Raw genomic sequence first — 11,911 nt, 5'->3', positions numbered from 1 at the left:
AAGAACTTTCTGCCAGTGCCTGGCTGCGAAGGGGACCCATTGATCTTAAGGGATGCAGCTCCGGGTGGCAGAATTGCGCCATGGCCAAGTTGATCTACTCCGGCATCACCTCGTTGGACGGCTACATCGCGGACGCGGAGGGCAAGTTCGACTGGAGCATGCCGGACGAGGAAATGCACGCCTTTGTGAACGACCTGACGCGCCCGATCGGCACCTACCTTTTAGGTCGCCGGATGTATGAGGTGATGGTGGTGTGGGAGGAGCTGGCGGATGATCCGGACCTGCCGCCCGTGGAGCAGGACTTCGCCCGGATCTGGCTGAACGCGGACAAGGTTGTCTACTCCACCACCCTGGAAACCGCACCATCGGCCAGGACGCGGATTGAACGCAGCTTCGACCCGGAGGAGATCCGGCGGATGAAGGCGTCGGCCCAGCGGGACCTGATAGTCGACGGAGCCGAACTTGCCGCGCACGCGCTCAGGGCCGGGCTGGTCGACGAGTGCCACCTGTTGGTCTCGCCGGTGATGGTGGGCGGCGGCAAGCGGTTCCTGCCCGACGGTCTCCGGATGCAGCTCGAACTGCTGGAGGAGCGCCGTTTCGGCAACGGGGTAGTGTTCCTGCGCTACCGCACGATGGATGGGGTGGTCACCGGGAACTAGGAGCCGTCACCGGGAGCTGATGGACTCGAACTTCCGGATGGCCAGCGGCACGAACACCAGCAGCATCACGGCGATGCCGATGAACACGGTGACGAACGGGTGCTGCAGTGTCCACGCGGTGGGCTCCGGGAATTCCGCATAAGTGTTGCCGAACAGTTGGCGTGCCGAGGCTACCAGTGCGGAGACCGGGTTCCACTCGGCGATGATGCGCAGGATATCCGGCATGGTGTGGATGGGCACGAAGGCGTTGGAGATGAACGTCAGCGGGAACAGGATCATGAACGAGGCATTGTTGATGATTTCCGGGCTGCGGACGCTCATGCCCAGCAGCGCCATGACCCAGCTGAAGGAGTAGGAGAACAGCAGCAGTATGGCGACGCCGCCGACGAAACCCCAGAACGACGTCGTCACCCGCCAGCCGACCGCCCAGCCGGTTGCCATCATGATCAGCATGGAGATGGAGTTGATGGCCAGGTCGCCGTTGGTGCGTCCCACCAGGACCGCGGCCGGGCTCATGGGCAGGGTTCGGAAGCGGTCGATGATCCCGTCCTTGAGGTCCTGCGCCATCGCCGCGCCGGAGAACGTGGAGCCGAAGATGACCGTTTGGGCGAAAATGCCGGCCATCAGGAACAGCGTGTAGTTGTCGATGGCCATGGCGCCGCCGTAGACCTGGCTGAAGAGCAGCACGAACATGATCGGCTGCAGGATGGTGAACACCAGGATTTCCGGCACGCGCTTGATCTTGACCAGGTTCCGGCGCGTGGCGATCCAGCCGTCGGAGACGAACTGGCCGAAGCTGCTGCCGGTGCTGGCCAGTGCGGGCGAGGATTCCGGGCGAGTGAGGGTGGTCATTTCGCGTTCTCCAGTTCCGTCTTATCGCGACGTGAGCCGGCGCTGGTGCCCGCACCGCCGTCGTCGTCTGCGTCGGTTTCCGCCTTGCGGCCGGTGAGTTTGAGGAAGACATCGTCCAGCGTGGGGCGGCGCATGCCGGCGTCGTGCAGTTGGATGTTGGCCTCGCCGAGGTCCGCGAGCACATACTGCAGCGCGCGGGGCCCGTCGGTCACCGGCACTTCCACCACGCGGCCGTCGCCGGAGACCTGGGCCTCGCCCTCGCCGTGCCGGGCGAGAATGCCGGAGGCCGCGCCGGCGTCCGCCTCATACACCAGCGTGACAACCACACGGTGGCCGCCGATCTGCGCCTTGAGCTCATCCGCGGTGCCCTCGGCAATGACCCTGCCGCCGTCGATCACGGCTATGTCGTCCGAAAGCTGATCCGCCTCCTCGAGGTACTGCGTGGTCAGCAGCAGGGTGGTGCCCTCGGCCACGAGGTTCTTGATCACACCCCAGAGCGCGAGCCGGCTGCGCGGATCCAGCCCGGTGGTCGGCTCGTCCAGGAACAGGATCTTGGGGTTGATCACCAGGGCGCCGGCGAGGTCGATCCGGCGCCGCATGCCGCCGGAAAACCCCTTGACCGGACGGTTACCGGCTTCGGTCAGTTCGAACTGGTCGATCAGTTCCTGCGCCCGGCGCCGGGCCGTCTTAGCGCCGAGATGGTAGAGCCGGCCGACCATTTCCAGGTTCTCGAAGCCGGTCAGGTTTTCATCAACCGCCGCGTACTGCCCGGCGACGCCGATGATCCGGCGCACTTCCTTCGGCGCGGCAGCGACGTCGATCCCGTCGATATGCGCGGTGCCCCGGTCCGGCTTGATGAGCGTGGTCAGGACCTTGACGGCCGTGGTCTTGCCGGCACCGTTGGGCCCGAGCAGGGCCTTGACCGTGCCGCGCGGGACGGAAAGATCCAGCCCGTCCAAGGCATGGACTGCACCGGTTTTCGTCTTGTAGATCTTGGTCAGGCCGCGGGCCTCGATGATCGTCATGGTGGCATCTTAGAAAAGGCCGGGCGGCTTCGGAAAGGGAATTGAGGACAGCTCCGGTCCTCATGCCGACCGGAATCAGTGGTGACGCCGCCGCACTATCGTGCGGCCCGCCGTCGTACGCCCTTGCTCTTTCTACGGGCTGCCGGTCAGCGGAGCCTACGGAGCAGACCTCAGCGGCCGTCGGCCAACGCGCCCGCGGACTCCGCCGGTGACTCGGTTTGGCTGTGCGGCGTCCGGCTGTCCGTTGCCTGATGATCCGCTGCCACATGGTCCTCGGCCTGGTTGTCCGCGGGCTTGCGGACGAAGAAGGCTGCCGCCACGGCGAAGACGGAGATGATCGCGCCGGCCAGGAACGCGGCACGCACTCCGCCGGCCACCGCCACGGTACCCGCCGCACCGTCTGCGGCCAGGGCGGCGGACTGGATGGACATCACGGTCACGAACAAGGCGGTCCCGACGGCACCCGCCACTTGCTGGACCGTGCCGATGATTGCGCTGCCGTGCGAGTACAGTTCCGGCTTCACCGCGCCCAGTCCCGCGGTGAACAGCGGGGTGAAGAGCAGGGCCAGGCCGATGCTCAGGACGATGTGCGCGGCCAGCAGCGTGAACGGGGAGGTGTTTTCGGTGAGCGTGGACAGGAACCACAGCACCGCGCTGACCAGCAGGGTTCCCGGCACCAGCAGGACGGTCGGCCCGAACTTGTCGTAAAGCCGGCCCACAAACGGCGCCAGCAGACCCATGAGGAGGCCGCCGGGCAGCAGCATCAGGCCGATCTGGAACGGTTCGAGCGCAAGCACCTGCTGCATATAGATCGGGAGCAGGATGATGGTGCCGAACAGGGCGGCCATGCTGATGACCATCAGGCTCACGGTGACCGAGAAGGTGCTGGAGCGGAAGGTGCGCAGATCCAGCAGCGCGCGGTCCCGCCGCTGGAGCCTCAGCTGGCGCAGGATGAAGGCTGACAGGGCCACGAGCCCCACGGTGAAGGAGATCCACATCGGCACGGCGGAAACAGCCTGGCCGGCCTCGCCGGAGCCCTGGCCGACCAGGCTCAAGCCATAGATCAGGCCGCCGAAGCCGAACGCGGAGAGCACCACGGAGAACAGGTCCAGCGGCACAGGCCTCGGTTCGGTGACGTTGTCCACCCGCCGGTTGCCGATGATCAGCATGGCGACGGCGATCGGCAGCACCAGCCAGAACATCCACCGCCAGGACAGGGCGTTGAGGATGATGCCGGAGATGGTCGGTCCGATGGCCGGCGCGACGGAGATGACAATCGAGACGTTGCCCATGGTCTTGCCGCGCTCGGCCGGAGCCACCAGGGTCATCAGGGTGGTCATCAGCAGCGGCATCATGATGGCGGTGCCGGTGGCTTGGACAATCCGGCCCAGCAGCAGAAGTTCGAATCCGGGCGCCATAGCGGCGATCAGCGTGCCGGCGGAGAAGAGCGACATGGCCGCGGTGAAGACCGGCCGGGTGTTGAAGCGCTGCAGGAGGAAGCCGGTGATCGGAATGACCACCGCCATGGTCAGCATGAACGCCGTGGTCAGCCATTGGGCGGCGCGCGCGGTGATGCCGAGGTCGTCCATCAGCTCGGTCAGGGCGACGCTCATGATCGTCTCGTTGAGGATGACCACAAACGAGGCGGCCAGCAGCAACCGGATGACCCTGTTGTTCCGGCGCCTATGGTCGGCGCCGTCGCTTCCCGGTCCGGATACTGGCGCCGCGCCGGAATTTACGACGGCGGGTTCGGCCGGGGACTGTTGGCTCACGGAAGGTATCCTCAATGGTTTTGGGGGGAAGTGGTGCCTGCGCGAGGCGCCGACAGCAAGACTAACCAGCATAGTGGAAGCAGTATTCCCGCGGGCCCCAAAAAGGGGTAGGCCCCACATAAGATGGCCCACTTAACGCGGTATGCACCGCCGGAAAGTCCGACGGTGCATACCTATATAGGAGCATGCCTACATATAGTGTGCCGCTGTGCGGCCGCAGGGCTTACTTGGTGAAGTAGCCGTCTACGGGCATCCAGCTGGTGGGGTGCACCTTGGTGCCCTCGCCCGGGTTCAGGGCGCTGATCATCTGGCCGTCGCCGAGGTAGATGCCGATGTGGCTTCCACCGTTCTGGAGAACCAGGTCGCCCGGCTTCGGGTTGCTGGTCGGGGTCAGTGCACCGGCCTGTGCGGTGGTGACGCGGGGCAGGTCGATGCCGTGCTGGGCGTAGACCCACTGCACGAAGCCGGAGCAGTCCCAGCCGCTGGTCGAGGTGCCGCCCCAGACGTACGGGGTGCCGATCATGGACTTGGCGGTGGCGACGATGCCCGAGGTGCTGGCCGTGCTGACGGAAGCGGGCTCGATGTTGGCGCTTGCAGCGGCAACGGTGAAGTCTTCTTCCTGCGGCGCGGCCTGGGTCGCCGGTGCCTCGACCGGAGCAGCATGCGCAGCGTGGTCGGCCGGAGCCTGTGCGGCGCCGGCGAGCTGGATGACGTCGCCCGGGTAGATGACCGATTCCCAGCCGAGGCCGTTGGCGGCGAAGACGTCGTTCAGCTCAATGCCGTGCTGCGCGGCAATGTTGCCGAGGGTGTCGCCAGCCTTGACGGTGTGGGTTGCAGCGTCCTCCGAGGAGGCCGGTGCGGGCGCCGGGGCTGCGGCCGGAGCGGCAACAGTCTCAGCCTGGGCCGATGCGGCGAAGTCGCTGGAGGATACGTCCGATGCTGCGTTGGCAGGCAGGCCGGCACCGAGCATCAGGCCACCGGCAGCGGTGACAACTGCGGCACTGCGGCCAACGGTACCTGCGTGGGACGATACGGCCTTCGAAACTCCGCTGAACGGGTTGCTGTGGACCGGGGTGGCACGATGGCGTGCGGAATTGATCTTGAACAAGGTTGTAGCCTCTCCCAATGCCTGCGAGGTAAGCTGTCGGGTTCGGATGGGAGTCACCCGGCCGCGTTCCACCTCGGAAAATCGCTCCGTGGTGAACTGCGGCTTAACCCCAAGGGCTCTGGAGGGAGCCCGGTAAACGTGGGTCCCCCGCCTCTGCCATCTGTCTAGCGAACGGACTCGGAACGGTGGCAGAGTTAGGCAAAGCCATTCCGAGGGGGCCGGCCCAGGAAGCGCCGACGTGGTTGCCACCCTACATAACGGATTGATAACTCCGCAAAACGGACACGCCGCCAATGGCAGGTTTCGGGGTGGTTTAGTGCTAGTGGACGGCCGGTGGATTGCGTTCGGGTGGTGGTGCCGTTCCGTAGTAATCTTGCCGGATGATCCGTCGAAGCTTTGCCCTCGTTTTTGTAATGTTTGCCCTGCTCATCACGGGGTGCAGCCAAGTTGAGCAGGCCGCCACTGATGCGGCCAATGACGCCGTTTCCGGCGCCAAGGATGCTGCCAGTCAGGCCGCCTCTGATGCTGTGTCAGGAATCACATCGGCGGCCGTCGACGAAGTGCTCCAGCAGGTCTGCAAACCTGTGGCAGACGGCACGATCAGCGCAGGGGAGAAGCAACTGCTTTCCGGCCTCGTCGATGCCGCTGAACAGGCCGGCGTGCCAGCCGAAATTACGACGCCGATGGGTGACATTGCGCAGTCCGGAGACCAGGTGCCGGCCGAGTCTGTAAGCGCCCTGCAGGACGCCTGCGCCAACGCCACCAGCTAGCGCCAACGCCGGCTGCTAGCGCTGGCGCAGTCGGAACCACTCCCGTGCGCCGGCCTGGAACCTGGTTGGGTGAAGGCCTGCGGCGTCCTGCGGAATGGCGCCGAGGAACGGCACGTCCAGATTCTGCAGGTACCGCAGGTTGTCCTCTTCCACCGCGTTTGGTTCCGCCGGCCAGGAGCCGACAACCAGTCCGGCGGCTGTGAGGTTGCGGACTTTGATGGCCTCGAGCGTAAGCAGGGTGTGGTTCAGCGTGCCCAGTCCGCTGCGGCAGACAACGACGACGCCGGCACTGCAGCCGCCGGAGCTGCGGCCGTCGGCACTGCTGGCACCGGCACTGCCGAAACTGGAGTTCTCCACCCGGGCCGCGAGGTCTGCGAGGGTCCTGCCCTCGCCATCGAGTTCCACCAGGAGCCCACCGGCGCCTTCCACCAGGACATGGTCCGATCCCGCAGCGAGCTTCCCGATGTGCCGGACGTGGTCCGCGAGGGGAGGCAGTGCGGCGTCTTGCCGCGCGGCAGCTGCCGCCGGGGCCATCGGCTCGAGCAGCCGGATGCCTTCGGACACCGCGGTCACGCCGGAGAGGCGGCGCACTTCGTCCGCGTCGCCCGGTTCACCGTCGGCAACCCCGGTCTGCGCCGGCTTGTAGACCGAAACCGTGCCCGGTAAAGCGGTGGCGAGCGCCGCCGTCGTTATCGTCTTGCCGACCCCGGTGTCGGTGCCGGTGACGAAGATGACCCGCGGCAGTTCGGTGGGACTGGCCGGACCGGCCAGGCTGGCCAGGGCGGAATCCTCGGTCACTGTTCCTCCTGTTCCACCGTTACGGTGAGCGGGGTTTGGAAGGACAGCAGGCGCAACCAGTCCGGCTCCGGCCCGGTGAGCCGTACCGCCGGCAGTGCCCGGGCCGTCTCCCCAAGCACCAGCACGGTTTCGAGCTCGGCCAGTTTGGCGCCCAGGCAGCGGTGCAGGCCGTGCCCGAACGCCAGCGAATAGGCGGTTCCGCCGGTGTCCGGGGGATGGTTGCCGCTGAGCTCGAGCAGGATTTCCGCGCCGGCGGGCAGCTCGGTGCCGCCCAGTCGCGTATCGCGGGGGACGGCCCGCCGCCAGGTATGCACGGAGGATTCGGTGGCCAGCACCTGCCGCACGAAGGACGCGGCTCCGGTGGTAGCCGCAGGGGCGACTCCGTTCCCGGTCTCGGCTCCGGCCCCTGCCCCGGTGCCGGCCGCGAGCTGATGCCAGCGTCCCGGTTCCTGCAAGGCGCGGTAGAAGGACGTCCCGATCAGCTGCGCGGTGGTTTCCTGCCCCGCGATGACCAGGAAATAGCCCAGCGAGCAGATTTCCGACGGCGTGAGCCCGGCGGCGTCGAGCACGCCGAAGAGTGACGCGGTGCCGCGGCTGGCGGCCACTTCGCCGCGCAACCAGCCGTAGAACTCCGCGGCGCTCTCCGCCAGGACCGGCTGGCGGTCCTCGGCCGGCCAGCCCCAGAACAGCTCGAGCGAGTCCCGGCTCCAGCGTTTGAGGATGTCCAGGTCAGGGCATGGGATACCGGTCAGCTCCGCCATGATGACCGGCGGAATGTGCTTGGCCACCGCGTCGGCCAGATCTACCGGCCCGTGATGCAGCAGCTCGGCGGTCGCAGCGGTGCGTACCCGGGTCAACTCCCGCACCTGCGGCCCGATAGCAGCCACTTTCGCGGGGGTGAAAAAACCCGCCACCAGTTTGCGGACGTGGCGGTGCTTGGCGCCGGTAGCCGACGCCAGCACCGGCGGCAGGGCAAAGCGGGCGCGGCTGAGGATGCGCAGGGCGGCCGGGGCCAGGGGCACCACGGAGGTCAGCGCGTTCGTCGGCAGGAAATCCTCGGTCCGGCGCATCACCTCGCGCACCTCCGCCGGATCCGAAACCACGTGGAAGCTCATCGCGCTGCCATCCTTGCAGCGTCCAATCCGTCTGCCTTTTCTGACACCATTCCTGGCTCCAATCCGGCCACCATGCCGGAGACCAACCCGGCGGCCTGCCGCACCTGTTCCGGCGCCAGATCCCCGCGGGCCGTCAGCCGCAGCCGCGAGATGCCGTCCGGCACGCTCGGCGGCCGGAAGCATCCGACCAGGACCCCGGCATCCTCGAGTCGGACGGCGAGTTGAGCGGCGTCTTCCGGCCGGCCCGCGGGAACGGACTGCACGGCGCCGGCTGCCTGCTCGATTCCGCACACCTGCGCAATGATGGCCGCATTGCCGAGCAGGGCCCGCGCCAGCGAAGGTTCGGCGGCGATGATCCGGCAGGCTTCAGCCGCGGCGGCGGCTGCGGCCGGGGCCAGCCCGGTATCGAAAATGAAGCTGCGGGCAGTGTTGACCAGGTGCGCGCGCAGGGCGGCCGGACCGAGTACCGCGCCGCCTTGGGCACCGAGCGCCTTGGACAAGGTCACCGTGAGCACCACATGCTCCGCGCCCGCCAGGCCGGCCGCGTGGACGGCCCCCCGTCCGCCGCCGGCGACGCCGATTCCGTGCGCCTCGTCCACCACCAGCAGGGCGTCGTGTCTGGCGCAGATGCGCGCGGTTTCCGTCAGATCACTGGCGTCGCCGAGTACCGAGTAGACCGATTCAACAACGACGACGGCGCGCGGCTGGCTTCGGCCTGCCAGCAACCCGTCCAGCGCGGCGAGATTGCCATGGGCAAACACCTCGACGGGGGAGCGGGAGAGCCGGGCGCCGTCGATCAGTGACGCGTGGCAGTGTTCATCCTGGACGATCAGCGTGCCGGGGCCGCCGAGCGCGGTGAGGATGCCGAGGTTCGCGGCGTAGCCGCTGGAGAACGCCAGGGCAGCGGGCTGGCCGGTCAGCCCGCAGAGTTCTGCTTCGAGCTCCGCGTGCACCGGCTGCGTGCCGGTGACCACCCGGGAAGCCCGGGCGCCAGTGCCGTAGCGCCCGATAGCATCGACGGCAGCGGCCTTGAGCCGGGGATCGGTGGACAGGCCCAGATAATCGTTGGAGGCCAGGTCCAGCAGTGCGTCATGAACGCCCGAGTCCCTGGCGGCCGAGTTACGCTCGGTAATGTTTCGGGCGGTTGTGCTCCGCACCGTGCCGCGCCGGGTCCGCACGTGGGCCTGGTCCGTGAGCCACTGCTGCATGGCGCCCATCAGCCGTGGACCTGGGCGACGGCGGCGGTGATCCCGGCGCCGATGGTGGCGATATCCTGGGCCGAGGAGATGTAGGGCGGCATGGTGTAGATCAGGTCGCGGAAGGGCCGCACCCACACACCGTGCTCCAGCGCGGCGCGGGTGATCGCGGGAATGTCCACCGGCCGGTCCAGCTGGACCACCCCGACGGCGCCAATCACACGGACGTCGCAGACGGAAGCCAAGCCGGCAGCCGGTGCCAGCGCGGCGGACAATCCTTGCTGGACGTGCTGCACCTGCTTCCGCCAGTCCGCGGCGTGCAGCAGTTCCAGGGATGCCGTGGCCACCGCACAGGCCAGCGGGTTGGCCATGAAAGTGGGACCGTGCAGCAGCGCGCGGAACTCTGAGGCCGTGATGGCGGCAGCCACCTCGCCGGAGCAGAGCAGCGCGGCGAGGGTCAGGTAGCCGCCGGTCAGTGCCTTGCCCACGCACATCACGTCCGGCACGACACCGGCCCATTCGGACGCGAAAAGCCGGCCCGTGCGGCCGAAGCCGGTGGCGATCTCGTCGAAAATCAGCAACAGTCCGTACTCGTCCGCCACCCGGCGCAGGGCCTGCAGGCATTCAGGGGCGTAGCTGTACATGCCGCCGGCGCCCTGCAGCACCGGCTCCACGATGATGCCGGCCAGCCCACCGGCATGCCGCGCCGCAGTCTCTTCCAGGTGGGCGATCCAGCCGGATACCTCGGACGCATCGGCGACCAGTTCGCCGTCGTTGTTCAGCCGCGCCGCGGGCGGACGCGGCAGGAAATGCTGCTGCGCGACGAGGCCGGGGAACGCCGCGTGCATGCCGTCCACCGGATCGCACACGCTCATCGCCGCGAACGTGTCGCCGTGGTAACCGCCGCGCAGGGCCAGGAACTGCTGGCGGCCGGGCCGGCCCACGGCTGCCTGGTACTGCACCGCCAGCTTCAGGGCCACCTCCACCGAAACGGAGCCGGAGTCCGCGAAAAACACGTGCTCCAGCGGATCCGGCGCCAGATCCACCAGCTGCTCGGCGAGCCGGACAGCCGGTTCGTGGGTGAGGCCGCCGAACATGACATGGCTGAACTGCTCTGTCTGCCGCCGGACCGCCTCGTCCAGGACCGGGTGCCGGTAGCCATGGATGGCAGACCACCAGGAACTCATCGCGTCCACCGCCTCGAAGCGCTCGCCGTCCGCAGCCTGAAGCCGGAGCCGGATCCCCGACGCTCCCGTGACGGCGTAGGGATCCGGCCCGTCCAACGGGGCATAGGGATGCCAGAGCAGTCCGCGGTCGCGGGCGATGAGCGACGGCGCAGCGGAGGCTGTCTTGTCCAGAGTGCGGGCAGCTGCGGGTGTTCCGGCCGGAATTTCCGCCGGGCCCGCAGGCGACGGGGCCGCGGGGGCGAGGGCAGTCTCAGACATTGGGGGCGAGTTCCGTACCGGCGCCGCGGCGGCGGATGGTGACCTGGCCTGCGGAAGCCTGGGCACCGCCGTCGTTGGTTGCCTGCAGGTTGCTGGAGACGGCGGACGCAGCGGCAGCAGCCGACACAGCGGACCCGAGGGACCCGAGCGAAGAATCCGGGCCGGCGCCCAGGACCACGAAGCCGTTGTCGGCGATCATGTCCAGGTCCGCCTTGGCCTTCTGGCCCTCGCTCGTAAGGTAGTCGCCCAGGAACAGCGAGTTGGCGACCTGCAGGGCCAGCGGCTGCAGCGAACGAAGATGCATCTCGCGGCCGCCGGCCATGCGCAGTTCGGTGGCGGGGCAGGCGAAGCGGATCATCGCGAGGATGCGCAGGCAATGGGCCGGCGTCAGCAGCCAGGTGCCTTCCAATGGCGTGCCCTCGAACGGCATCAGGAAGTTGACCGGGATCGAGTCGCTGTCCAGCTCGCGTAAGGCGAAGACCGCATCGATCAGCTCATCGTCGGTCTCGCCCATGCCCACGATCAGGCCGGAGCAGGGGGAGAGGCCAGCGTCCTTGGCATGCTCAACAGTGCGAACGCGGTCGGCGTATTCGTGCGTGGTGCAGATGTCGGCGTAGTTGGACTCGCTGGTGTTGAGGTTGTGGTTGTAGGCGTCGACGCCGGCGTCCTTGAGCTTGGAGGCCTGGCCGTCCTTGAGGATGCCGAGGCAGGCGCAGACCTCCACCTGCGGGTGCTCGTCCTTGAGCCCCTCCACCATGGAAGCCACGCGGTCGACATCCCGGTCGGTGGGGCCCTTGCCGCTGGCCACGAGGCAGACGCGGGAGGCGCCGGCGCGGATACCGGTGGCGGCCTGCTGCACGGCTTCTTCAGGCTTGAGCCAGGTGTACTTGAGGATCTGGGCGGCGGAACCGAGCCGCTGGGAACAGTAGGTGCAGTCCTCGGGACACAGGCCCGATTTGAGGTTCACCAGGTAGTTGACCTTGACGGTGTTGGCGAAGTGCGCGCGGCGTAGCCGGCCCGCGGCGGCCACCACGTCGAGGAGCTGCTCGTCGGGGGCGTGCAGGACGGCGAGGGCTTCCTCGCGGGTCAGGGTGCCGCCGGCCAGTTGCCGGTCGGCCAGGTCTTGAAAGTAATTGAACACCGTTCAAGTGTGTAGAGGCGCGGAAGCTGT

Annotated in this window: 11 protein-coding genes and 1 riboswitch; of the genes, 2 read left to right on the top strand and 9 right to left on the bottom strand. The window is 67.7% G+C overall.

Features of this window, described 5'->3' with window-relative positions; genetic code table 11:
• Positions 1 to 80: 80 nt before the first annotated feature.
• Positions 81 to 659, top strand: coding sequence for a dihydrofolate reductase family protein (locus tag AC3A4M_RS21595; protein WP_498738522.1), 579 nt, complete (start codon positions 81 to 83; stop codon positions 657 to 659).
• Between the two features lie 6 nt (positions 660 to 665).
• Here AC3A4M_RS21595 and AC3A4M_RS21590 read toward each other — a convergent pair whose 3' ends face one another.
• The 4 genes from AC3A4M_RS21590 to AC3A4M_RS21575 form a co-directional block, all read right to left on the bottom strand.
• Positions 666 to 1,511 carry an ABC transporter permease gene (locus AC3A4M_RS21590; RefSeq protein ID WP_498738520.1) on the bottom strand — a complete coding sequence of 282 codons (846 nt, stop codon included), beginning with the start codon at positions 1,509 to 1,511 and terminating at the stop codon, positions 666 to 668.
• The gene (locus tag AC3A4M_RS21585; RefSeq protein ID WP_498738518.1) at positions 1,508 to 2,536 is read right to left on the bottom strand and encodes an ATP-binding cassette domain-containing protein; all 1,029 of its coding nucleotides are present in this window, start codon (positions 2,534 to 2,536) and stop codon (positions 1,508 to 1,510) included. The genes AC3A4M_RS21590 and AC3A4M_RS21585 overlap by 4 nt, the downstream gene beginning before the upstream one ends.
• A 170-nt stretch (positions 2,537 to 2,706) precedes the next feature.
• Positions 2,707 to 4,317, bottom strand: a complete 1,611-nt coding sequence (locus AC3A4M_RS21580; protein ID WP_498738566.1) for an MDR family MFS transporter — start codon at positions 4,315 to 4,317, stop codon at positions 2,707 to 2,709.
• A 214-nt stretch (positions 4,318 to 4,531) separates the two neighbouring features.
• On the bottom strand, positions 4,532 to 5,416 hold the full coding sequence (locus tag AC3A4M_RS21575; RefSeq protein WP_498738517.1) for a C40 family peptidase: 885 nt from the start codon (positions 5,414 to 5,416) through the stop codon (positions 4,532 to 4,534).
• Between the two features lie 4 nt (positions 5,417 to 5,420).
• A riboswitch (cyclic di-AMP (ydaO/yuaA leader) is annotated at positions 5,421 to 5,596 on the bottom strand.
• 200 nt (positions 5,597 to 5,796) lie between these two features.
• On the opposite strand from AC3A4M_RS21575, the gene AC3A4M_RS21570 reads away from it, so the two are divergent.
• Positions 5,797 to 6,186, top strand: a complete 390-nt coding sequence (locus AC3A4M_RS21570; RefSeq protein ID WP_498738516.1) for a hypothetical protein — start codon at positions 5,797 to 5,799, stop codon at positions 6,184 to 6,186.
• Positions 6,187 to 6,201: 15 nt separating this feature from the next.
• Here AC3A4M_RS21570 and bioD read toward each other — a convergent pair whose 3' ends face one another.
• Genes bioD through bioB form a run of 5 tightly spaced genes read right to left on the bottom strand, consistent with a single transcriptional unit; the run spans position 6,202 to position 11,881 of the window.
• On the bottom strand, positions 6,202 to 6,984 hold the full coding sequence (gene bioD, locus AC3A4M_RS21565; RefSeq protein ID WP_498738514.1) for a dethiobiotin synthase: 783 nt from the start codon (positions 6,982 to 6,984) through the stop codon (positions 6,202 to 6,204).
• A complete protein-coding gene (locus AC3A4M_RS21560; protein ID WP_498738513.1) occupies positions 6,981 to 8,099 on the bottom strand; it encodes a cytochrome P450 family protein in 1,119 nt (372 codons plus the stop codon). Before AC3A4M_RS21560 ends, bioD begins: the two co-directional genes overlap by 4 nt.
• Positions 8,096 to 9,316 carry an aminotransferase class I/II-fold pyridoxal phosphate-dependent enzyme gene (locus tag AC3A4M_RS21555; RefSeq protein WP_498738512.1) on the bottom strand — a complete coding sequence of 407 codons (1,221 nt, stop codon included), beginning with the start codon at positions 9,314 to 9,316 and terminating at the stop codon, positions 8,096 to 8,098. The genes AC3A4M_RS21560 and AC3A4M_RS21555 overlap by 4 nt, the downstream gene beginning before the upstream one ends.
• Positions 9,316 to 10,740 carry an adenosylmethionine--8-amino-7-oxononanoate transaminase gene (locus tag AC3A4M_RS21550; RefSeq protein WP_498738511.1) on the bottom strand — a complete coding sequence of 475 codons (1,425 nt, stop codon included), beginning with the start codon at positions 10,738 to 10,740 and terminating at the stop codon, positions 9,316 to 9,318. Before AC3A4M_RS21550 ends, AC3A4M_RS21555 begins: the two co-directional genes overlap by 1 nt.
• On the bottom strand, positions 10,733 to 11,881 hold the full coding sequence (gene bioB / locus AC3A4M_RS21545) for a biotin synthase BioB (RefSeq protein ID WP_498738509.1): 1,149 nt from the start codon (positions 11,879 to 11,881) through the stop codon (positions 10,733 to 10,735). The genes AC3A4M_RS21550 and bioB overlap by 8 nt, the downstream gene beginning before the upstream one ends.
• Positions 11,882 to 11,911 lie beyond the last annotated feature (30 nt).

Source organism: Arthrobacter sp. Soil_C_60 (assembly GCF_057656375.1).
The sequence above is the reverse complement of the archived record's forward strand: the minus strand, read 5'-3'. Positions and strand labels throughout refer to the sequence as shown.

Excerpts from the sequence above, each read along its gene's own strand:
- AC3A4M_RS21595 (WP_498738522.1), top strand. The coding sequence starts at position 81 with ATGGCCAAGTTGATCTACTCCGGCATCACCTCGTTGGACGGCTACATC.
- AC3A4M_RS21590 (WP_498738520.1), bottom strand. The coding sequence starts at position 1,511 with ATGACCACCCTCACTCGCCCGGAATCCTCGCCCGCACTGGCCAGCACC.
- AC3A4M_RS21585 (WP_498738518.1), bottom strand. The coding sequence starts at position 2,536 with ATGACGATCATCGAGGCCCGCGGCCTGACCAAGATCTACAAGACGAAA.
- AC3A4M_RS21570 (WP_498738516.1), top strand. The coding sequence starts at position 5,797 with ATGATCCGTCGAAGCTTTGCCCTCGTTTTTGTAATGTTTGCCCTGCTC.
- AC3A4M_RS21560 (WP_498738513.1), bottom strand. The coding sequence starts at position 8,099 with ATGAGCTTCCACGTGGTTTCGGATCCGGCGGAGGTGCGCGAGGTGATG.
- AC3A4M_RS21555 (WP_498738512.1), bottom strand. The coding sequence starts at position 9,316 with ATGGGCGCCATGCAGCAGTGGCTCACGGACCAGGCCCACGTGCGGACC.
- AC3A4M_RS21550 (WP_498738511.1), bottom strand. The coding sequence starts at position 10,740 with ATGTCTGAGACTGCCCTCGCCCCCGCGGCCCCGTCGCCTGCGGGCCCG.